23 protein-coding genes are annotated in these 20,683 nt (G+C 70.0%); 10 read left to right on the forward strand and 13 right to left on the reverse strand.

The window, feature by feature from the left end; genetic code table 11:
- The first annotated feature begins 68 nt into the window (after nt 1-68).
- From AC3WQR_RS08080 to AC3WQR_RS08090, 3 genes are read left to right on the forward strand one after another with little or no spacing between them, the layout of a single operon-like run.
- Nucleotides 69-749: a glutathione S-transferase family protein gene (locus AC3WQR_RS08080; RefSeq protein ID WP_492741683.1), complete on the forward strand. Its 681-nt coding sequence runs from the start codon at nt 69-71 to the stop codon at nt 747-749.
- A gap of 59 nt (nt 750-808) precedes the next feature.
- On the forward strand, nt 809-1,222 hold the full coding sequence (gene gloA, locus AC3WQR_RS08085) for a lactoylglutathione lyase (RefSeq protein WP_492741684.1): 414 nt from the start codon (nt 809-811) through the stop codon (nt 1,220-1,222).
- A gap of 25 nt (nt 1,223-1,247) precedes the next feature.
- Nucleotides 1,248-1,817 (forward strand): DUF1697 domain-containing protein, encoded by a 570-nt coding sequence (locus AC3WQR_RS08090; protein WP_492741685.1) that lies wholly within the window; start codon nt 1,248-1,250, stop codon nt 1,815-1,817.
- Between the two features lie 4 nt (nt 1,818-1,821).
- Here AC3WQR_RS08090 and AC3WQR_RS08095 read toward each other — a convergent pair whose 3' ends face one another.
- From AC3WQR_RS08095 to AC3WQR_RS08110, 4 genes are all read right to left on the reverse strand, one after another.
- Nucleotides 1,822-2,550 (reverse strand): haloacid dehalogenase type II, encoded by a 729-nt coding sequence (locus AC3WQR_RS08095; RefSeq protein WP_492741686.1) that lies wholly within the window; start codon nt 2,548-2,550, stop codon nt 1,822-1,824.
- A gap of 2 nt (nt 2,551-2,552) precedes the next feature.
- The gene (eda, locus tag AC3WQR_RS08100; protein ID WP_070062470.1) at nt 2,553-3,188 is read right to left on the reverse strand and encodes a bifunctional 4-hydroxy-2-oxoglutarate aldolase/2-dehydro-3-deoxy-phosphogluconate aldolase; all 636 of its coding nucleotides are present in this window, start codon (nt 3,186-3,188) and stop codon (nt 2,553-2,555) included.
- A gap of 42 nt (nt 3,189-3,230) precedes the next feature.
- The gene (gene edd / locus AC3WQR_RS08105; RefSeq protein ID WP_492741687.1) at nt 3,231-5,060 is read right to left on the reverse strand and encodes a phosphogluconate dehydratase; all 1,830 of its coding nucleotides are present in this window, start codon (nt 5,058-5,060) and stop codon (nt 3,231-3,233) included.
- 201 nt (nt 5,061-5,261) lie between these two features.
- Complete coding sequence (locus AC3WQR_RS08110) at nt 5,262-5,810, reverse strand: OmpA family protein (RefSeq protein ID WP_139702882.1); 549 nt, start codon at nt 5,808-5,810, stop codon at nt 5,262-5,264.
- 135 nt (nt 5,811-5,945) lie between these two features.
- On the opposite strand from AC3WQR_RS08110, the gene AC3WQR_RS08115 reads away from it, so the two are divergent.
- Nucleotides 5,946-6,641 (forward strand): gamma-glutamylcyclotransferase, encoded by a 696-nt coding sequence (locus AC3WQR_RS08115; protein ID WP_492741688.1) that lies wholly within the window; start codon nt 5,946-5,948, stop codon nt 6,639-6,641.
- Nucleotides 6,638-7,177 (forward strand): superoxide dismutase family protein, encoded by a 540-nt coding sequence (locus AC3WQR_RS08120; protein ID WP_070062467.1) that lies wholly within the window; start codon nt 6,638-6,640, stop codon nt 7,175-7,177. Before AC3WQR_RS08115 ends, AC3WQR_RS08120 begins: the two co-directional genes overlap by 4 nt.
- 17 nt (nt 7,178-7,194) lie before the next feature.
- Here AC3WQR_RS08120 and AC3WQR_RS08125 read toward each other — a convergent pair whose 3' ends face one another.
- Nucleotides 7,195-7,764 carry a nucleotidyltransferase family protein gene (locus AC3WQR_RS08125; protein ID WP_492741689.1) on the reverse strand — a complete coding sequence of 190 codons (570 nt, stop codon included), beginning with the start codon at nt 7,762-7,764 and terminating at the stop codon, nt 7,195-7,197.
- A gap of 29 nt (nt 7,765-7,793) precedes the next feature.
- On the opposite strand from AC3WQR_RS08125, the gene pdxH reads away from it, so the two are divergent.
- Nucleotides 7,794-8,450: a pyridoxamine 5'-phosphate oxidase gene (gene pdxH, locus AC3WQR_RS08130; protein WP_492741690.1), complete on the forward strand. Its 657-nt coding sequence runs from the start codon at nt 7,794-7,796 to the stop codon at nt 8,448-8,450.
- Between the two features lie 7 nt (nt 8,451-8,457).
- Here the strand turns inward: pdxH and AC3WQR_RS08135 are convergent, their stop codons facing one another.
- The 6 genes from AC3WQR_RS08135 to msrA all read right to left on the reverse strand — a co-directional run bounded on the left by AC3WQR_RS08135 (nt 8,458) and on the right by msrA (nt 14,339).
- Nucleotides 8,458-9,681 (reverse strand): OmpA family protein, encoded by a 1,224-nt coding sequence (locus AC3WQR_RS08135; RefSeq protein WP_492741691.1) that lies wholly within the window; start codon nt 9,679-9,681, stop codon nt 8,458-8,460.
- Entirely contained in the window at nt 9,681-10,064 is a 384-nt protein-coding gene (locus AC3WQR_RS08140) for a hypothetical protein (RefSeq protein ID WP_492741692.1), read from the reverse strand. Before AC3WQR_RS08140 ends, AC3WQR_RS08135 begins: the two co-directional genes overlap by 1 nt.
- 133 nt (nt 10,065-10,197) lie before the next feature.
- Complete coding sequence (locus tag AC3WQR_RS08145; protein WP_492741693.1) at nt 10,198-11,148, reverse strand: AEC family transporter; 951 nt, start codon at nt 11,146-11,148, stop codon at nt 10,198-10,200.
- Between the two features lie 43 nt (nt 11,149-11,191).
- Nucleotides 11,192-13,288 carry a TonB-dependent receptor gene (locus tag AC3WQR_RS08150; protein WP_492741694.1) on the reverse strand — a complete coding sequence of 699 codons (2,097 nt, stop codon included), beginning with the start codon at nt 13,286-13,288 and terminating at the stop codon, nt 11,192-11,194.
- Nucleotides 13,289-13,372: 84 nt separating this feature from the next.
- Complete coding sequence (locus tag AC3WQR_RS08155; RefSeq protein WP_492741695.1) at nt 13,373-13,768, reverse strand: hypothetical protein; 396 nt, start codon at nt 13,766-13,768, stop codon at nt 13,373-13,375.
- A gap of 19 nt (nt 13,769-13,787) precedes the next feature.
- The gene (msrA, locus tag AC3WQR_RS08160) at nt 13,788-14,339 is read right to left on the reverse strand and encodes a peptide-methionine (S)-S-oxide reductase MsrA (RefSeq protein ID WP_492741696.1); all 552 of its coding nucleotides are present in this window, start codon (nt 14,337-14,339) and stop codon (nt 13,788-13,790) included.
- Nucleotides 14,340-14,442: 103 nt separating this feature from the next.
- Between msrA and AC3WQR_RS08165 the strand changes: the two genes are divergently transcribed.
- The 4 genes from AC3WQR_RS08165 to AC3WQR_RS08180 all read left to right on the forward strand — a co-directional run bounded on the left by AC3WQR_RS08165 (nt 14,443) and on the right by AC3WQR_RS08180 (nt 17,816).
- Nucleotides 14,443-15,120: a TetR/AcrR family transcriptional regulator gene (locus AC3WQR_RS08165; protein WP_095950801.1), complete on the forward strand. Its 678-nt coding sequence runs from the start codon at nt 14,443-14,445 to the stop codon at nt 15,118-15,120.
- A 94-nt stretch (nt 15,121-15,214) separates the two neighbouring features.
- On the forward strand, nt 15,215-15,892 hold the full coding sequence (locus AC3WQR_RS08170) for a protein-L-isoaspartate O-methyltransferase family protein (protein ID WP_369646241.1): 678 nt from the start codon (nt 15,215-15,217) through the stop codon (nt 15,890-15,892).
- Between the two features lie 16 nt (nt 15,893-15,908).
- Nucleotides 15,909-16,262, forward strand: coding sequence for a rhodanese-like domain-containing protein (locus tag AC3WQR_RS08175; RefSeq protein ID WP_369646240.1), 354 nt, complete (start codon nt 15,909-15,911; stop codon nt 16,260-16,262).
- A gap of 24 nt (nt 16,263-16,286) precedes the next feature.
- The gene (locus AC3WQR_RS08180; protein ID WP_492741697.1) at nt 16,287-17,816 is read left to right on the forward strand and encodes a TolC family outer membrane protein; all 1,530 of its coding nucleotides are present in this window, start codon (nt 16,287-16,289) and stop codon (nt 17,814-17,816) included.
- 20 nt (nt 17,817-17,836) lie between these two features.
- Here the strand turns inward: AC3WQR_RS08180 and AC3WQR_RS08185 are convergent, their stop codons facing one another.
- Nucleotides 17,837-19,228, reverse strand: coding sequence for a 3-deoxy-D-manno-octulosonic acid transferase (locus AC3WQR_RS08185; protein ID WP_492736670.1), 1,392 nt, complete (start codon nt 19,226-19,228; stop codon nt 17,837-17,839).
- A 7-nt stretch (nt 19,229-19,235) separates the two neighbouring features.
- Nucleotides 19,236-20,618, reverse strand: a complete 1,383-nt coding sequence (locus AC3WQR_RS08190; RefSeq protein ID WP_095746279.1) for a phosphomannomutase/phosphoglucomutase — start codon at nt 20,616-20,618, stop codon at nt 19,236-19,238.
- Nucleotides 20,619-20,683 lie beyond the last annotated feature (65 nt).

A 20,683-nucleotide genomic window follows, 5' to 3' on the forward strand; every position in this document is an offset into this window, starting at 1 on the left:
GAAAAGGTTGTTCAGGACCGCAAGAATCGCGGCGATCCTGACCCCAACCCTTCGAGAACGGAACGCCCATGACCCAGGCCCTCACCCTCGTCAGCCACCTGCTGTGCCCCTACGTGCAACGCGCCGCGATCGCGCTGCACGAGAAGAACGTGCCCTTCGAGCGCGTCGTGATCGACCTCGCGAACAAGCCCCAGTGGTTTCTCGACATCTCGCCGCTGGGCAAGGTGCCGCTGCTGAAGGTGCAGCGCCCCGACGGCACCGAGGCCGTGCTGTTCGAGAGCAACGTGATCTGCGAATACCTCGAGGAAACGCAACCCGGCGCCCGCCTGCACCCCGAAGACCCGCTCGCACGTGCGCAGCACCGTGCATGGATGGAGTTCGGCTCGGCCGTCCTCGCCGACCTGTGGGGCTACGAGACCACCCAGGACGCCGCCGTGTTCGCGCAGAAGCGCGAGGCACTGGCCGCCAAGTTCGAACGCGTCGAGGCCGCGCTGGGGCAAGGCCCCTACTTCGCGGGCGAAGCCTTCAGCCTCGTCGATGCGGTGTTCGCACCGGTGTTCCGCTACTTCGAGGTGTTCGACGCGATCAGCGATTCGCACCTGTTCGACGCGCTGCCCAAGGTGAACGCCTGGCGCCACGCGCTGGCGGCGCGCCCCAGCGTGCGCGCGGCGGTGGTGCCCGAGTACCCACGGCACCTGATGGATTTCCTGAAGAAGCACCAGGCGCACCTGCTGACGCTGGCCGCTTGATCGCCGGGAGCAGAGGGCGACAATAGCGCCCTCCCCCCAATAACGACACGACCCACGAGATGCGACTTCTCCACACCATGCTGCGCGTTGGCAATCTCCAGCGCTCCATCGACTTCTACACGCAGGTGCTCGGCATGACGCTGCTGCGCACGTCGGAAAACCCCGAGTACAAGTACAGCCTCGCCTTCGTCGGCTACGGCAACGGCAACCCCGACCAGGCCGAGATCGAACTCACCTACAACTGGGGCACCGAGAGCTACGAGCTCGGCACCGCCTATGGCCACATCGCGCTCGGCGTGCCCGACGCCTACGCGGCCTGCGACAAGATCAAGGCCGCCGGCGGCAACGTGACGCGTGAGGCCGGCCCGGTCAAAGGCGGCACGACGGTGATCGCCTTCGTGACGGACCCCGACGGCTACAAGATCGAGCTCATCCAGCGCAACGAGAGCGCCGCGGGCGGCGGCCTGCGCTGAGTCTTTTCGGGCCGCACGCAACACCATGGCAAGCCCGAAGACAAAGAAGAAGGACGCGCCGCTGACGCGCTACGTCGCCCTGCTGCGCGGCGTGAACGTCAACGGCATCACGATCAAGAGCGCCGACCTGAAGGCGCTGTTCGTCGACGAGCTCGGCTTCGGCGCGGTGCGCACGGTGCTCGCCAGCGGCAACGTGCTGTTCGACACCGACGCACCCGATGCCGCCGCGCTGCGCACGCGCATCGAGAAAGCGCTGCGCCAGTGCTTCGGCTACGAGGCGTGGATCGTGTTGCTCACGCAGCAGCGCGTGGCCGACATGGCCGCGAGCTACCCTTTCGAACGCATCGACGACACGCACCATCCCTACCTCGTGTTCGGCTCCGATGCCGCGATGCTCGACGAGATCATGGACAAAGCCGGCACGGTCGACGCCAAGGTCGAACAGCTGGTGCGCGGCGATGGCGTGCTGTACTGGCAGTGCCCGCGCGGCGAAAGCCTGGAGACGCCGGTGGCCAAGCTGCTCGCGAAGACCCGCTACAAGTCGAGCACCACCACGCGCAACCTGCGCACGGTGGAAAAACTCATCACTGACTGATCGATCAGCAGCCCAGCCGGTCGGCCAGCGCGACGATGTCGCGCACATGCAAGTGGTTGTCCGGCTGCGGCGACACGTCCTTCGGCTGGTTGCGGCCGAATTCGTGGGGCCGCTCGATGTACGCCGTCTTCAGGCCGCACACGCGCGCGGCCGCCAGGTCGTCGTGGTGCGCCGCGGCGAGCATGACCTGCCCGGGCGTCGCGTCGAACACGCCCGCCACGCCGAGGTAGGTGCGCGGGTCGGGCTTGTAGGCCTTGAACACCTCGGCCGACAGCACGCAGTCCCAGGGCAGGCCGGCGCGCTTGGCCATCTCGGTGAGCAGGCCGATGTTGCCGTTGGAGAGCGTGCAGATGGTGAACTTTTTCTTCAGCCGCGTGAGCCCCTCGACCGCGTCGGGCCAGGCCGGCAGGCGGTGCCAGGCGCGGCTCAGGTCGCGCTTGGCGGCGCTGTCGAGGTGGTCGGCCAGGCTGAAGTCGTGCAGCACCTGTTCGAGCATGCTCAGGTGCAGCTCGTCGAGCAGCGTGAAGCCGCCCTCGCCGGCCGCGATGCGTTCCATCACGGCCTTCATGGCGGGCTGGTAGCCGGCGCGCCAGGCCAGCGCAAAGGCCGCCCCGTCCACGCCGGGCAGCACGCGCTCGACCTCGGCCGCGATGCCGCTGTGCCAGTCGACCACCGTGCCGAACACGTCGAACGCGATGACCTTGAGGTCGCCCGCGTCGAAATCGGCCGACATGCTCAGCGGGGCAGCTGGCTCGCGGCGCGCGCCAGTTGCTCGATGCGGGTCCAGTCACCGTCGCGGATGGCGTCGGTCGGCACGATCCACGAACCGCCCACGCAGGCCACGTTCGACAGCGCGAGGAACTCGGCTGCGTTGCCCGCATGGATGCCGCCCGTGGGGCAGAAGGTGACGTCGCCGAACGGGCCCTGCCAGGCCTTGAGCATCGGCAGGCCGCCGGCCTGCAGCGCAGGGAAGAACTTCAGCTGGGTGTAGCCGTCTTCTTGCGCCGTCATGATCTCGCTGCCGGTGGCCACGCCGGGCAGCAGCGGCAGGCCGAGGTCGTGGCAGGCCTTGCCGACCGCGCGCGTGTAGCCCGGGCTCACGCCGAACTTCGCGCCGGCCAGCGCCGAGGCCTGTGCGTCGGCCGCGCTGCGGATGGTGCCCGCGCCGGCGACAGCCTCGGGCACTTCCTTGGCGATGGCCTCGATGCACTGCAGCGCCTGCGGCGTGCGCAGCGTCACTTCGAGCATGCGGATGCCGCCTGCGACCAGCGCGCGCGCCAGGGGCACGGCGTCTTTCACGTCGTTCAGCACGATGACCGGAATGACGGGTGCGTCGCGCATCACGTCGAGGGGGGTGAGTCTGTCTGTCATCTCATGGCTCCAAAAGTTTCTTGCGGCCCACGTGGGTCCCCGTCACATCCAGGTGCAGGCGCCCTCTTCGGCGGTCAGTGCGTTGCGGCGCATGCCGGCGAACAGTTCGCGGCCCAGGCCGTGCCCGTCCGCGATGCGTTGTGCGTCGGACAGCGTTGCGGTCTCGCGCGCGGCCCATTCGTCTTCGGGCAGCAACACGGCAAGCGTACCCGCTACGGCGTCGAGGCGGATCAGGTCGCCGTCGCGCACCTTGGCCAGCGGGCCGCCGGCGGCGGCTTCGGGCGACACGTGGATGGCCGCGGGGATCTTGCCCGAGGCACCGCTCATGCGGCCGTCGGTGACCAGCGCCACGCGGAAGCCCTTGCCCTGCAGCACCGACAGCGGCGGCGTGAGCTTGTGCAGCTCGGGCATGCCGTTGGCCTGCGGGCCCTGCCAGCGCACCACGCAGACCACGTCGCGCTCCAGCTCGCCGGCCGTGAACGCCTTTTGCAGCGCGGCCTGCGAGTCGAACACACGGGCTGGCGCTTCGATGACGTGGCGGTCGTCGGGCACCGACGACACCTTGATCACGCTGCGTCCCAGGTTGCCGCTGAGCAGCTTGAGGCCGCCGGTGGCGCTGAAGGGGCTGGCCACCGGGCGCGTGACGGCTTCTTTCTGCAGCGGCGCAGCGGGCGTCCATTGCAGCGTGTTCTCGCCGGCCAGCGACGGGATGTTGGCGAATTCGCGGATGCCGCCGGCGCGCACCGTGAGCACGTCGGCGTGCATGAGGCCGGACTCGACCAGCTCGCCGATCACGAAGCCCGGGCCGCCGCAGGCCTGGAACTCGTTCACGTCGGCGCTGCCGTTGGGGTACACGCGCGTGAGCAGCGGCACCACGTCGGACAGCTGGGAGAAGTCGTCCCAGTCGATGAGGATGCCGGCAGCGCGCGCCACGGCCACCCAGTGGATCAGGTGGTTGGTGGAGCCGCCGGTGGCCAGCAGCGCGACCATGGCGTTGACGATGCAGCGCTCGTCGACCATCTCGCCGATGGGCGGGCAGTTGAAGGCCGTGTCGCTGGCCTTGCTGAGCACCGAGCGCACGGCTTCGCGCGTGAGCGTCTCGCGCATGGCGTCGCCGGGCTGGATGAAGGCCGTGCCGGGCACGTGCAGGCCCATGGCCTCCAGCAGCATCTGGTTGCTGTTGGCGGTGCCGTAGAAGGTGCAGGTGCCGACCGTGTGATAGGCGGCCATCTCGGCCTCGAGCAGGCCCTGGCGGCCCACGAGGCCCTGCGCCGCCTGCTCGCGCACCTTCGACTTGGCGGTGTTCGACAGGCCCGAGGGCATCGGCCCGGCGGGCACGAAGACGGTGGGCAGGTGGCCGAAGTGCAGCGCGCCGATCAGGAGGCCCGGCACGATCTTGTCGCACACGCCGAGCATCAGCGCGCCGTCGAACATGTCGTGCGTGAGCGCGACGGCGGTGCTCATGGCGATCAGGTCGCGGCTGAACAGGCTCAGCTCCATGCCGGGCGTGCCCTGCGTGACGCCGTCGCACATGGCGGGCACGCCGCCGGCGACCTGCGCGGTGGCGCCGTGGCGGCGGGCCTCGTGCTTGATGATGTCCGGGTAGCCCTGGTACGGCGCGTGGGCCGAGAGCATGTCGTTGTAGGCCGTGACGATGCCCAGGTTGGGCGCGCGCTCGGCCACCACCTTGAACTTGTCGTTGGCCGGGATGCCGGCCACGGCGTGCGCCACGTTGGCGCAGCCCATGCGGTCGGAGCCGCGGTCGCGGGCGCGGATCTCGGCCAGGCGCGTGAGGTAGGTGCTGCGCGTGTCGCGGCTGCGCGCGCGGATGCGATCGGTGACGTCGCGGACGGTGGGGTGTGTGCTGCTCATGGGGAAGTTGGCTCTTGCTGCGTGTCGCCGGCGCGACTGTGGGCCTGGAGGCCCATCGTACCAATTCGAGCGCGACGCCCCGATGAAATCCGGCCGCAGAACGATACGAAATTACTCAGGCATGCACCCGGCCGCGTGCAGGCACAAAAAAACCCGGCCATGCCGGGTTTTTTGATGGGGGGATGCGGAAGGCCGGATCGCTCAGTCGACCAGCCGGACCTCGACGCGGCGCGCCTCGGCGTTGTTGCCCGAGCCGGCGGTGACGGCGGGCTTCTGCAGGTCGATCTTCTCGGCCGGCACGCCCAGGCCCGCCAGCACCTCGCGCACCATCTGGGCGCGCTTCTTGGCCAGTTCCTCGTTGACGGCGGCGTCGCCGGTGGTGTCGTGGAAGCCCGAAACCACCGCCTTGCGGCCACCCTCGACGCCCTTGATGACCAGGGCCAGCGCCTCGGCGGCGCCCGGTGCGAGGTCGGCGCTGCCGGTCGCGAAGTAGAAGTTCACCACGCCGCCGACCACGCGGATGCTTGCGCCGTCGGGGATCACCACGGTGACGGTCTCGGTGACTTCGGTCACCTGCACCGCGCCGCCCGGTGCCGGCGCCGAAGCCGCGACAGCGGGCTTGGCCTGCGCGGCCGTCGCGCCCAGGCCCTTATGCCAGAAGGCGACACCGATCACGAACATGATCACGAGCATGATCAATGCCACCAGGAAGCCGAGGGCGAAATTCTGCTGGCTGTCGTCGTTGTTCATGGAAGCGCGGTCTCCGTAGGAAAGGGGGCGGTAAATAATGGTGCGGTGAACCATGATCACGAAATTGTAGGCGCCACCCCCGACACCCCCGTGTCAGCCGTCGCGCCGGACCCCGGTCCGCCGGGGCTGGACCCCATGCCCCGTCCGCTGCGCGACCCGCAGCCGATGCTGGAACGCGCGATCGCCGACTGGGGCGGACGCGACGATCTCTGGCTGTTCGGCTACGGCTCGCTGATCTGGCGGCCCGAGTTCGGCTTTGCGGAGCGGCGCGCGGCCTCGGTGCACGGCTGGCACCGCGCGCTCAAGATGTGGAGCCGCGTCAACCGCGGCAGCGTGCAGACGCCGGGCCTGGTGTTCGGCCTGCTCTCGGGCGGCAGCTGCCGGGGCGTGGTGTTCCGCGTGCCGAAGGCCGAGGGCCTGGAGACGCTGAAGCGCCTCTGGCTGCGCGAGATGCCGACCGGCGTGTACGACCCCAAGTGGCTGCAATGCGGCACCGCCGAAGGGCCGGTGCGCGCGCTGGCCTTCACGCTGTCACGGCGCAGCCCCAACTTCACGGGTGAGCTCAGCGACGAGCGCTACCGCCACATCTTCGCGAATGCCGTGGGCCGCTACGGCAGTTCGCTCGACTACGCGCGCCAGACCCTGCTCGAGCTGCAGCGCCACGCGATCCACGACGCCGCGCTGGCCCGGCTGGTGGCGCTGGCCGCCGAGCCGCCATTTCAGACACCCGCCGATTGCGGGACAGTCCCGGCTCCGGTATACGTTGCGGGGTCTTCGGACACCGCGTCCTCTCAACCCTCCACCCCGCTCATCAACAAGGAAAACCAATGATCCATCGCCGTCTCCTCGCCACTGGCACCGCCCTCCTCGCCACTGCCGTGCTCGCCGCCTGCGGCAGCATGGGCGGCAAGCCGAGCACCACGGTCGAACTGACGCCGACCGCCGCCGTCACGCCCAACCCCGCGCGCGGCTCGGTGACGCTCACCGCACTCGACCACGGCGTGCGCGTGTCCGGCGAGGTGCGCGGCCTGGCGCCGGGCAGCGAGCACGGTTTCCACATCCATGAAAAGGGCGACTGCGGCAACAACGGCAACGCCTCGGGCGGCCACTTCAACCCGGCCGGCGGCACGCACGGCAAGTTCTCCGCCCCCGGCAGCCACGCCGGCGAACTGCCCAGCCTGGTCGCCGATGCCAGCGGCGTGGCGCGCTTCAGCGTCGAGAACCACGCGATCTCGCTGACCGACGGCGCCGCCAACAACGTGCGCGGCCGCGCGCTCGTGGTGCACCGCGACCGCGACGACTTCACGACGCAGCCCGCCGGCAACTCCGGCCCGCGCGTGCTCTGCGCGGTCGTTGCCACGAACTAAGAAAAAAGTGTGAGTGGTCAGGCGCCCGCGCGCGCCTGCCAGAGCGCCTCGGCCCGCGCCAGGGCCTCGGGCGTGTCGATGTCGGTCACCACGCCGGCATCGTCCACGGCCAGATCGATGACCGAATCGATCGCACGCATCGACCGCAGGACGGGCGATGCACCCATGTTCCCTTCCAGCGCCGCCAGCTGCGCCCCGCAGCCTGCCGCAAAGCCCACCGGGTGCCCACGCTCGCCCCGGTACTGCGGCTGCACGGCATTCACCCGCCCGCCGAGCGCGGCGGCCACCGCCCGCAGCGTCGCGGGCTGCACCAGCGGCAGGTCGCCCGGCAGGATCAGCCAGCCCGCCGCGTCGGGCGTGGCGCGCACCGCGGCGGCAATCGAATCGCCCATGCCGGGGTGCCCCGCGTCTTCCAGGTGCCACGGCAGGCCGCTCGCGCGCACCGCGTCGAGCGTGCGCTCGAGCACCGGCCGGCCTGCGAGCAGCGCCTTCAGCTTGGAACCCGTGCCGCCGGCCGCGATGAAACGCTCGCCACGGCCCGAGGCCAGCACGATCACGGTCGGGGAGTTCGCCTCTGTCGTCGTCATGGGCGAAGTATGTGCGCAACAATCCCGGCATGACTTCTTCCCCTCTTTCCAAGGACGCGCTGGCCGCGCTGCGCAAGAGCTACGAGCGCGCCGAGCTCGACGAGACCCGCAGCGCCGCCGACCCGATCCAGCAGTTCGAGCGCTGGCTCACCGAGGCCGTCGACGCGCACATCCCCGAGCCCAATGCGATGACGCTGTGCACCGTTGGCAGCGACCTGCGGCCGTCCGGCCGCATCGTGCTCATCAAGGGCTACGACGCGCGCGGCATCGTCTGGTACACCAACTACGACAGCCGCAAGGGCCGCGAGCTGTCGGGCAACCCATATGCCTCGCTGCAGTTCCACTGGGTCGAGCTGGAGCGCGTGGTGCGCATCGAAGGCCGCGTGGAACGCGTCAGCGCCGAGGAGAGCGACGCCTACTACGCCAGCCGCCCGCTCGATTCACGCATCGGCGCCTGGGCCAGCCCGCAGAGCGAAGTGATCAGCGGGCGCGACGTGCTGGTGAAGAACGCCGCCGTGTACGCCGCCAGGCACCTGCTCTCGCCACCGCGCCCGCCGCACTGGGGCGGCTTCCGTCTGGTGCCCGACCGCTGGGAGTTCTGGCAGGGCCGCAAGAGCCGGCTGCACGACCGGCTGCGCTACCGGCTCGAGGGTGCGGACTGGGTGCGCGAACGCCTGGCTCCCTGAGCCTGGCTCAGGCCTCGCAACCGGCCACCTTGAACTCGACGCGCCGATCGAGCGCGTCGCTCGCATCGTCGGCGCCCGTACCGACGATGTTCTCGCGAAAGCCCATGCCGGCTTCGCGCAGCTTCTTCGACAGCGGCGGCGCCTCGCCCACCAGCCGCGCCTTGACGCTGGTCGCGCGCTGCAGCGACAGCCGCTCGTTGACCGCCTCCGAGCCCGTGCGGCTCGTGTGGCCCGTGACCACCACGCACGACTCGATCTGCGCCGCCTGCCGCGCGATCTGGCGCAGCCACATCGGGTAGGCCGCGCTGATCTTCGGGTCGGCCAGGAAGTCGGTCGAGCCTGGCTTGAACAGGAACTTGACGCTCAGGTTGTTGCTCTCGAGCCCCAGCCGCGCCAGCGTGCCGAAGGTGCGCTCGGCGTCGGCCGTGCGGCCCAACTGCGACTGCGTGAGGTACAGCCCGCTGTAGATGCGCAGCTGCTGGCCGTCGGCGCGCTTCGACGCGGCCTCGTAGCGGCTCAGGGCCTCGCTCATGCGGCCGGCCTCGTAGGCGGCGGTGGCCTCCTGCAGCACCGTGGCGGTCGGCAGGCGCTCCAGGTACAGCGCGTCGGCGGCCTGCCCGGCCGGCGTCTCGGCGGTGCGGATGTAGCCCTCCACGCCGCGGTCCTTGCCGTTCACGGGGCTGTCGCGGAAGAAGGCGGTGGGCCGCGTGTCGAGCGAGGCATCGCTGATGCGCGCCACCGACTGCGCGATCACCATGCCGCTCTTGATCTCGGTCATGGCGAGGTTCAGCCGGTACGGCGCGCCCGAGGCGTCCTTGTCGCGCACCAGCGTGCCGTTGAGCACGTACTGCGCGTTGCCGATCTCGTTGGCGTTGAACGGCGTCACGGTGAACTGCTTGAACTGCGCCTGCATGCGCTGCACGATGCGCTGCTCGGCCACGCGCGTCACCTCGGTCTGCTGGCCGCTGGCGCCTTCGAGCAGCGGGTCGATCACGATGCGCCGCTGCGTCAGCGTCGACTCCACCTTGGCCAGGAAGGCCGGCAGCTTCTGGGTCTGCACCATGAGGTCGTCGACCGCCTGGGTGACGGCCTGGTCGAAGGGCATGGCGCTGCTGGGCGCGGGGCGGTGCGCGCAGGCGGTGGCCAGCAGCGCGGCAGTGCACAGCGCCAGCACGCGCCACAGGGTTCGGGGGACGGCGGTGTTCGCTGTGTTCGTGTGGGTCGTGGTCATCAGCACTGGCTCCTCAAGATGGTCATGTCCTGGTCCGACAGCGGCTCGCCCACGGCGGCGCGCATGTTGATCTCGCTGCAGCGTTTCGAAGGCGCGGGGCGCCGCTCGACGGGTTCGCGATGCGCCTCGGGCGCCGGGGCCGGCGCGGCGGTGGCGGTGATCTGCGGGCGCGGCTTCGGCGCCGGCCGCACGACGGCGGGCTTGGGCTCCGCTTCCTTGGCCTGTGGCGCCTCAACCGGCACGGGAACGGCCAGGCAGGGCGTGCGGCACGGCTTGGCCTCGCCCGCCGCATGCGCGCGCGCGCCGTGCAGCGCGATCACCGTCGCGACCACCGCCGTCACTGCAAGGGCAAGGGGCGAAACACGCGCCGGGTAGATCGTCATCAGCCGGCAAATGTAGGGGCGCGAACGCCGCGCGCCAGCCCACCAAACGGCCACCCCTGCCAAACGGCATAGGGCTAGCGCTGTCGCCCAGTCGGGCAAAAGTTCGCGAAAAGCGCGGGAGAAATGGGGGCCGTCAGGGCAACCACTGCACCCAGACCATCACCAGCGTGAGCGTGCCAAGTGCCAACACAGTCGACACCGCCACGCTGGCCGTGACCAGGTCTTCGGCGCTGCGATAGCGCTGCGAGAACAGGAACACGTTGGCGCCGATGGGCAGCGCCGCCGCCACCACCATCACGGTGAGCGGAATGCCGCGCACGCCCAGCAGCCAGCCGATGAGCGCCACCAGCAGCGGGTGCACGAGGTTCTTCACCAGCGCCTGCACCAGCGCGCCGCGCCAGTGGCGCCCGATGGGCGTGAGCGCGAGCGTGATGCCCACCATCACCAGCGCGACCGGCCCGAAGGCCTGGCCCAGCAGCTGGATCGGCTTGTCGATCACCTCGGGCATCACGAGCCCCGTCTGAGCGAACAGCAGGCCCGCGATGATGGGCAGCGGCACCGGATGGATGATGGCGTTGCGCAGCGCGCGCCCCACGGTGCGCGCCATGGAGCGCCGGTCGGCGCCGCTCACCGCCGCGTGCTCGCGCGCCACGGCCAGCTCGAGCACCACGGTGGCGCTGGTCATGAGCACGAGCGAATGCAGCGAGATCAGCGTGAGCAGCACCACCATGCCGGGCTCGCCGTAGGCCAGGCCGATCAGCGCGATGCCGATCATCACGGTGTTGCTGTAGGTGTTGGCCAGCGCGAGCACCGCGCCCGTGCGGTTGAAGCCGCGCCACGCGAGCGTGGCCGCGAACAGCAGGCCCGAGGCGATGAAGTACGCCGCCACGGGCTTCAGGCTCAGCTGCTGCACGTGCACCGTGCCCATGGCGCGAAACAGCAGCGCGGGCGCGAGCAGCAGGAAGATGAGGTTCGACAGGTCTTTCACCGCATTGCCGCCGATCCACCGGCGCCGTCCGGCGAGGTAGCCGGCGGCAATGAGGAGAACGACGGGCAGCAGGGAAGAAATGACGAACGAATTCACCCGGCGAGGATAGCGCGCGCCCGTCGCTCAAAAGGTTGGAACGTCAGAACGTGACGCGCAGGCCCACCTTCAGCGAACGCCCCGGCAGCGGCGCCTTCGGGAACACCGTGGTCGTCAGGATCGAGGTCGGCGTGTAGGCCAGCGTGTTCCCGATGTTGTCCATGCGCGCGTACCAGGTGAGGTTGGCGCGCTGCACCTTCATGCGGTAGCTGATGGACGCGTTCCACAACGTGTACGCGTCCGTCTCGCGCGCGCCCACGCTCGGCACCCGGCGCTGCGCCGCGTTGTAGTCGAAGCCGACGCGCGCGGTCCACGGCCCGTTGCCGTAGGCCAGCGTGGCGCCCAGGCGCAGCGGCGCGATGCGCGGCAGCGGCTCGCCGGTGTCGAGGTTTTTCGCGCGCACGATGTCGCCGCGCCATTCGAGGTCGAGCGTGGCCGCGTCGGCCATGCGCGCGAAGCCGTCGGCGCCCAGCAGCCGCAGGTTGCCGTTGGCCTCGATGCCGGTGAAGCGCGCGCGCATGCCGCCGTAGCGGTACTCGGCCAGCGTGTCGGTCGCCTCGGGGTCGGTGACGACCTGCCCTTCCTCGTCGAGCGTGCGGCCCGACGCGGTCAGGCCGATGTAGTTGCGAAAGCGCGTGACGTACGCGTTCACGCGGGCCGTGTTCGGGCCCGACTTCCATTGCGCGCCCAGGTCGAAGCCGGTGGACTTTTCCTTGCCCAGGTTCGGGTCGCCCACTTCCCAGGCCGCCGTGGCCACGTGCGGGCCGTTGGCGAGCAGTTCGTAGTCCTTCGGTGCGCGCTCGGTGTAGGCCAGGTTCGAGGTCAGCTGCCACTGTGGCGTGAGGTTGACCAGCGCGCCGAACGCCGCGCTGTGCGGGTTGAAGGTGCGCTCGCCGATGGCGAAGCGCGTCACCGACAGGTCGTCGGGGTAGCCCAGCGAGCGCACCGTGACCTTCTCGGTGCGCGCGCCGAAGCTCAGGCGGCCCCACGAGGTGCCGAGCTCTTCGTGCAGGAACAGCGCGTTGGAGCGCGTGCGGCTGTGCGGCGCGAAGGCCTCCGAGCCGTCGGCGGCGAAGCGGTTGGTCTCGCGGCTGAAGCCGACGAGGCCTTCGAGGTTGCCGATCTTTTCGTGCCGCGCCTCGATGCGCAGGTCGTTGCTCAGGTTCGAGAAGGTGGTGCCGGCCTCGCGGCCCTCGAACTCGGTGTGGCGGTAGTCGGTGCGGCTCACCTTCGCGTGGATGCTGCGGATGAAGCCGCCCGGGCGCCATTCGCCTTCCAGCGCGTAGCGGTCGGACTTCATGCCGATGGTCACGTCGTCCTCGGCCACGGTGCCGTAGTTGCTGCGGTAGGTGCTGGCGGAGGCGCCGATCCAGCCCTGGCTGAAGAACAGCGTGCCGCCGACCGCGCCGCCGTGCGCCTCGTTCTGGGAGTTGCAGATGCGACGCGCGAGCGACAGGCGCCCGGGCTTGCTGCATTCGAGGTCGACCGGCACCGCCACATCTTTCGAATCGCGGTTGAAGGCGTCGACGTGCAAGGCGAAGCGGTCGTTGCCGCCTTCGAGCAGCACGCCGCCGCTCTTTTCCTTGTTGCCGCTGGCGTAGCCCAGATCGGCACGGCCGCCGAAGCCGTTGATGGGCTCGGTGGGGATGCGGTTGTCGATCACGTTGACCACGCCGCCCACGGCGCTGCCGCCGTACTGCAGCGCCGAGGGGCCGCGCAGCACCTCGATGCGCTCGGTCACCAGCGCGTCGATGGGCACCGCGTGGTCGTAGCTCAGCGCCGAGGCGTCGGGCGCGCCACCGCCGTTCTGCAGGATGCGGATGCGGTCGCCGTCCTGCCCGCGGATGCTGGGTCGGCTGGCGTTGGGGCCGAAGTAGCTGCTGCTCACGCCGGGCAGGTTGTTCAGCGTTTCGCCGAGCGTCGATTCGGAGCGCAGCAGCAGCTGGTCGCCCGACAGCGAGGTGGTCGGCGCGATCAGGTCGCTCGCGCCCAGCGGGTTGCCGGTGACGGTGACTTCGCGCAGGCTGGTGGCGTCAGCGGCCGGGGCGGCGGCGGTGTCGGCGGTCTGGGCCAGGCTCGCCACCGAGGCGAGCGAAAGAACGGCAGCGCCGATGGCGTTGCGACGGAATTGGGGGGTCATGAAGAAAGAACACTCGTTGAATCGGGGAACGACCGGCTGCCCTCACCCGCCCGAAGGGGGTGCGGCCACCGGAACACGGGGGATTCAGCGAGTGGACGGCGGGCCGCGCGCGTCGAAGAGCGCGACCCAGCGGGCGATGGCTTCGCCCTGCAGATAAGCAAACGTGGCCGCCGGCAGCAGCATCGGCAGCACCACCAGCGGCACGCCGGGCACGCCCGTGCCGTGCGCGAGCTGGTCGTACAGGCGGCAGTCGGCGTCGTCGTGCACGCCGAACAGGCTGGCCAGCGTGTGGCCGCTGTCGTGCCGGTGCGCGGCCTGTGCCTGCGCCGCCGCTGCAGCGGCGGGCAGGCCCGGCACGTGCAGCGAACGGTGCATCAGCCCCATCGTGCCGGCGAACCAGAGCGCGAACGCCAGCGCGACGACGAGCGCACGCGTGGTGCGCGTCATGCGGGTCGGGGTCTGGCGCAGGGTGGCGGACACGGGGCGTGAAAGAAGAGACTCAGGCCTTGACGCGCGAAGCGAAGGTCTTCTGGAACTTCTCGACCTTCGGGCCGACCACGAACGCGCAGTAGCCCTGGTTCGGGTGGTTCAGGAAGTAGTCCTGGTGGTAGGCCTCGGCCGTCGAGTAGTTGGCCAGCGGCGCCACCTCGGTCACCACGGGCGCGCTGTAGGTCTTGCTGGCCTCGATCTCGCGGATGACAGAGTCGGCGACCTCTTTCTGGGCGTCGCTCGTGGTGTAGATGCCGCTGCGGTACTGGGTGCCGACGTCGTTGCCCTGGCGGTTGAGCGTGGTGGGGTCGTGCACCACGAAGAAGATCTCGAGCAGCTCGCGCAGGCTGATCTGCGCCGGGTCGAATTCGAGCTTCACGACCTCGGCATGGCCGGTGCGGCCGGTGCAGATCTGCTCGTAGCTCGGGTTCACCGTTTGGCCGTTGCTGTAGCCCGATTCGACGTCCAGCACGCCCTGCACCCGGTCGAACACCGCCTCGGTGCACCAGAAGCAGCCTCCGCCGAGCACGATGGTTTCGGTGGGCGACGGTGAGGAAGACATGGCGCGGCTCCGGGTGGGTTGGAAAAAGCGGGGACCGGTATTGTCGCGGCTTGACGGGCCGGATGCCGGTCACTACATTACTAACCCGTCAGTCATTAACACCATGGCCTCCCCCCGCTCCCTCGTCGACAAGTTCTGCCCGCTGCCGTCCAAGCGCGAGCGGCGCAAGGAGGCGCGTCCGGGCGAGTTGTTGGCGGCGGCGCTCGACCTGTTCGTCGAAAAGGGCTTTGCCGCCACCCGCTCGGAAGAAGTGGCGGCCCGCGCCGGCGTGTCCAAGGGCACCCTCTTTCTGTACTTTCCGAGCAAGGAAGAGCTGTTCAAGGCCGTGGTGATCGAAAACCTCGGCGGCCGTTTCACAGAGTGGAACGCCGAATTCGAGGCCTTCGAGGGCACGACGGCCGAGATGCTGCGCTACTGCATGAACGTCTGGTGGGAGCGCGTCGGCCTGACCAAGGCCTCGGGCCTGACCAAGCTGATGATGAGCGAAGGCGGCAATTTCCCCGAGCTGGCGGAGTTCTACCGCCAGCAGGTGGTGCGCCCCGGCCACGACCTGCTGCGCCGCATCCTGCAGCGCGGCATCGACCGCGGCGAGTTCGTGCCCATGGACATCGACCACGCCATCTACTCGGTGGTCGCCCCCATGGTGTTCCTCATGCTCTGGAAGCATTCGGCCATGGTCTGCGTCGACGGCGTGAGCACGCTCGACCCCGAAAAATTCATCGCCACCCAGTGCGAAACCGTGCTTCACGGTCTGTGCGTGCGCCCCGGGAGCCCCGCATGACGGCCATCGGATGGCCGACTGGCGCGGTGGCGTCATCGGTGCGACCTAAAATTGAAGGTTTGTCCCGTCCAGAGCCTTCAAGGAAAGCCACGCCATGAACCCCACGCCCACCCTCGAGCGCTTGCGCTTCAACATGATCGAACAGCAGATCCGTCCCTGGGACGTGCTGGAGTCGGACATCCTCGAGCTGCTGGCCGAGATTCACCGCGAAGACTACGTGCCCGACGCGCACCGCACGCTGTCCTTCTTCGACATGGAACTGCCGCTGCTCGACGGCTCGGTGCCCGGCGAATTCATGCTGTCGCCCAAGGTCGAGGCCCGCACGCTGCAGGACCTGCACATCCAGAAGCACGAATCGGTGCTCGAGATCGGCACCGGCTCCGGCTTCATGGCCGCCCTGCTCGGCGCCCGCGCGGCCCAGGTGCTGTCGCTCGAGATCAACCCCGTGCTGGCCGCCCGTGCCGCCGAGACGCTGCGCAGCAACGGCGTGACGAACGTCGAAGTGCGCCACGCCGACGGCGCCGTGCCGCTGACCAGCGGCCCGAGCTTCGACGTGATCGTGCTCAGCGGCTCGGTCGCGCGCATTCCGCAGAACCTGCTCGGTTCGCTCAAGGTCGGCGGCCGCCTGTCGGCCATCGTCGGCGACGAGCCCATGATGCGCGCCCATTTCGTGACCCGCACCAGCGAAAGCAAGTGGGAAACGATCCAGCCCTGGGACACCGTGGCGCCGCGCCTGCTGAACTTCCCCGAGCCCTCGCGCTTCGCGTTCTGATCGAGCGGCCCACCGAATGATCGATCAAGTCCGCCCCGCCGACCTGGCCGCCTGGTTCGCACAGGACGCCGACGCCGCCCCCGTGCTGCTCGACGTGCGCGAGCCCTGGGAGTTGCAGACGGCGAGCGTCGCGCCGCAGGGCTTCACGCTGGTCGCGATCCCGATGAACGAGATCCCCGGCCGGCTGGCCGAACTCGCCGCCGGCGACGGACAGCCCGCGCCCCGCATCGCCTGCCTGTGCCACCACGGCGCCCGCAGCCAGCGCGTGGCCGCTTTTCTGCACCAGAACGGCTTTGACTCGCTCGCCAACGTGGCGGGGGGCATCGACGCCTGGTCGGCGCAGCACGACCCGAACGTGCCGCGCTACTGATTCTTTCCCTCCCAAGGACGTTCAATGCCTCCCAGGCCCCGGCTTCTGCCACTTTCCGCAGCCCTCGCAAGCGCCATTGCGAGCCTGCTCGCACTGCCGGCCCAGGGCCAGACACTGAACGAACTCTACGATTCCGCGCGCGGCTTCGACGCCACCTACCAGGGCGCGCGGGCCCAGTACGAGGCCAACCGGGCGCGCGCCGCGCAGGCCAAGGCCGGCATCCTGCCGGCCGTCGGGCTCACCGCGGGCGTGAACCGCAGCAACCTGGACATCGACACCCTGACCGGCACCGGCCGCGGCAGCAGCGCCTCGCGCGACTTCACCACGCAGAACGTCGGCATCAATGCCACGCAGCCGCTGTACCGCCCCGCCAACTGGGCCACCTACGAGCAGGGCAAGCGCCAGGCCGAGGTGGCGCAGGCGGTGCTCACCATCGCCGAGCAGGACCTCATCGTGCGCGTGAGCCAGGCCTACTTCGACGTGCTCGCCAGCCAGGACAGCCTGGCCCTGGTGCGCGCGCAGAAGGTGGCCGTGGCCGAGCAGCTGGCCTCGGCCAAGCGCAACTTCGAGGTCGGCACTTCCACCATCACCGATTCGCGCGAGGCCCAGGCCCGCTACGACCTCGTGATCGCCCAGGAAATCGCCGCCGAGAACGACCTGCAGGTCAAGAAGGTGGTGCTCGACCAGCTGGTCGGCCGCCCGGGCAGCGTGCCCGTGCCGCTGGCCGCGCCGGTCCTGCTGCCGACCGCGCAGCCCGCCGACATCAACGCCTGGGTGGCGCAGGCCGACGAGGTGCATCCGGCGATCCGCCAGGCGCGCCTGGGCCTGGACGTGGCCGGGCTCGAGGTGCAGAAGGCGCAGGCCGGCCACAAGCCCACGCTGGACGCCAACCTGGGCTACAACGTCACGCGCAACCCGACCGGCACCAGCACCAGCACCGTGGGCACGCGCGTCAACGCCGCCACGGTCGGCGTCACCTTCAACCTGCCGCTGTTCGCGGGCTTCGCCACCGAGAACCGCATCAAGGAAACGCTGGCCCTCGAAGACCAGTCGCGCAGCGTGCTCGAGGGCACGCGCCGCAGCGTGGCGCAGGCCACGCGCGCGGCCTACCTCGGGCTGGTGTCGGGCGCCGGCCAGGTGAAGGCGCTCGAAGCGGCCGAGTCCTCCAGCCAGAGCGCGCTCGACGCCAACAAGCTGGGCTACCAGGTGGGCGTGCGCATCAACATCGACGTGCTCAACTCGCAGAGCCAGCTGTTCCAGACCAAGCGTGACCTCGCGCAGGCGCGCTACAACGTGCTGCTGGGCAACCTGAAGCTGCGCCAGGCCAACGGCACGCTGACGACCGACGACATGAACGCGATCAACGCGACGCTGGCGCGCAATGGCAGCACGCCTGCAGTGCCTGCCGCGACGACGGGCGCGCCTGTGGTGCCCGTGACGCCGCCGGCCATTCCGGTGGTGCCGCCGGTGCCGGTGCAGCCGTTCAACCCGCCCGCGCCGACGATACCGTCGGCACCGCCGCCGCCGGTGATCCTGAACCCGCCGGTGCGCTGACCCGGCAACGGGTCACGCCATCAATCCAGCGTGGGTTCGGCCCGCGCCGCTTCGGGCGGCGCGCTGTCGTCGCCGGCCACCGGTGTCGTCACCGGCTCTGCCGCCTGCGCAATCGCCAGCACCGCCGCCGCCGTGCGTTCGGCCGCGCCACGGTTCGACGACGAAAACGCCAGCGCGGCCTGCGCCATCGCGGCGCGGCGCTCGGGGTTCTCGACCAGCTTGAGCGCGGCCGTCACGGCCTGCTCCATGCCCTCGACGCGCAGCGACGCGCCCGCCGCGAGCGACAGCTGCGCCGCCTCGGCGAAGTTGAAGGTCGAGGGGCCCATGACCACCGGGCAGCCGCAGGCCGCCGGCTCGATGAGGTTCTGCCCGCCCAGCGGCTCGAAGCTGCCGCCGAGCAAGGCCACGTCGGCCAGGCCGTAGTACAGCGCCATCTCGCCCAGCGAATCGCCGAGCCAGATCTCGGCCTCGGCCGGCTGGCCGGCCGCGCTGCGGCGCGCCACGGCGAAGCCTTCGGCCTCGATGAGCGCCGCCACTTCGTCGAAACGCTGCGGATGGCGCGGCACGATCATCCATTGCACGTCGTGCACGCGCTTGGCGATCGAGCGGATCGCGCCCTGCTCGGGCGGCACCGGCGAGGTGGCGCCGAAGCGCTTGAGCACCTCGAGCAGCAGGCGTTCTTCGCCATCGCGCGAGCTGGCCAGCACGACCATCGGCCGTGGCAGATGCTCGCGCAGCGACACGGCCGTGGCCAGTTGCCGCGCGTCGGGCGTGGCGTCGAACTTGAGGTTGCCGTAGATCCCGGCCACCTTGGCGCCCAGCGACACCAGCCGGTGCGCGTCGGCCTCGGTCTGCGCCCAGACGGCGGCGAGCGCCGAGTACGCCGGCCGCGCCAGCCCGCTGAGCCGTTCGGCCGCGGCGCGCGATTTCTCGTTGAGCCGCGCATTGGCCAGCACCAGCGGAATGCGGCGCTCGGCGCAGGCGGCGGCCATCTCGGGCCAGACCTCGGTTTCCATCAGCACGCCGATGCGCGGCTGGAAGCGGTCGAGAAAGCGGGCGACGGCGCCCGGCGTGTCCCACGGCTGCCAGACCTGCGTGTCGCCGGGCTCGAGCAGCTTGGCGCCCTCTTCGCGGCCCGTGGCGGTGCCGTGCGTGAGCAGGATCGGAATGCCCGGGTACTGGCGCCGCAGCTCGGCGATCAGGATGGCGGCGGCGCGCGTCTCGCCCAGCGAGACGGCGTGCACCCAGCACTGGGCAAAGCCGGTGGTGGCGTCGTCATAGTGGCCGAAGCGCTCCTCGACGGCCACGGCATAGCCGGGCTCGGCGATGGCGCGGCGGCGCAGCTTGCGGCGGACCAGCGGTTGGACGGCGGTGGTGAAGACGCCGTAGAGGCGAAGCAGCAGGGAACGCACAGGTTCTTCAGTGGGCAGCAGCGGCCAGCGTGGCGTCGGGCTTGACCGTTCGCAGCACCGCAAGCATCTCGGTCTCGATGCGTTGGAGCGCCGCCTCGGTCTGGCCTTCGAAGCGCAGCACCAGCACGGGGGTGGTATTGGAAGCGCGGATCAGCCCGAATCCATCGGGCCAGTCCACGCGCAGGCCGTCGATGGTCGAGACCTGGGCGGGCGCGTCGAAGCGCGCGTTCTGCACGAGCCGGGCGACCAACGCGTGCGGCTCGCCTTCGGCGCAGGCGACGTTCAGTTCGGGGGTCGAGAAGCTGGTGGGCAGCGCATTGAGCACGGCGTTCGCGTCCGGGTGCTTGCTCAGGATCTCGAGCAGGCGGCAGCCGGCGTAGGTGCCGTCGTCGAAACCGTACCAGCGCTCCTTGAAGAAGATGTGGCCGCTCATCTCGCCGCCCAGCGGCGAATCGATTTCCTTCATCTTCGCCTTGATGAGCGAGTGGCCGGTCTTGTAGATCATCGGCGTGCCGCCCGCGGCCTCGATGGCCGGCGCCAGGCGCTGCGAGCACTTCACGTCGTAGACGATGGTGCCGCCGGGCACGCGCGAGAGCACGTCCTGCGCGAAGAGCTGCATCTGGCGGTCGGGGAAGATGTTCTGGCCGTCCTTCGTGACGATGCCCAGCCGGTCGCCGTCGCCGTCGAAAGCCAGGCCCAGCTCGGCCTGGCCCTTGGCCAGTTCGGCCATCAGGTCCCGGAGGTTGTCGGGCTTGCTCGGATCGGGGTGGTGGTTGGGGAAGTTGCCGTCGACCTCGCTGAACAGCTCAACCACGTCGCAGCCGATGGCGCGGAAGATGGCCGGCGCGGTCGCACCCGCGATGCCGTTGCCCGAATCGACCACGATCTTCATGGGGCGTGCCAGCTTGATGTCGCCCACGATGCGCTGCACGTAGGCGTCGGTGACGTCGACCTTGCGCACGCTGCCGCCGGGCGCCAGCGTGGCGCTGCCGTCTTCCATGGTCTTGCGCAGGCCCTGGATCTCGTCGCCGTAGATCGCGCGACCGGCCAGCACCATCTTGAAGCCGTTGTAGTCCTTCGGGTTGTGGCTGCCCGTGACCTGGATGCCGCTGGTGCACAGCGTGTGGGCCGCGAAGTACAGCATCGGGGTCGTGACCGCGCCGATGTCGATCACCTCGACGCCGGTGGCGACCAGGCCGTCGATCAGCGCGTCCACCAGCGCCGGGCCCGACAGGCGCCCGTCGCGGCCCACGGCCACCGCGGTCTCGCCGGCCGCGCGGGCTGCGCTGCCGAAGGCACGGCCCAGCGCCTCGGCCACTTCGACATCGAGACTGAGGGGCACGACGCCGCGGATGTCATAGGCCTTGAAGATCGATGCGCTGAGCTGCATGAAGGGCGGGGTCACTGTTGGTTCGGAGTCGGGCATTGTAGGCAACGCGTTGTAGACATCGATGT

The organism is Variovorax sp. FW305-3-2-15-B-LB1 (assembly GCF_058787635.1).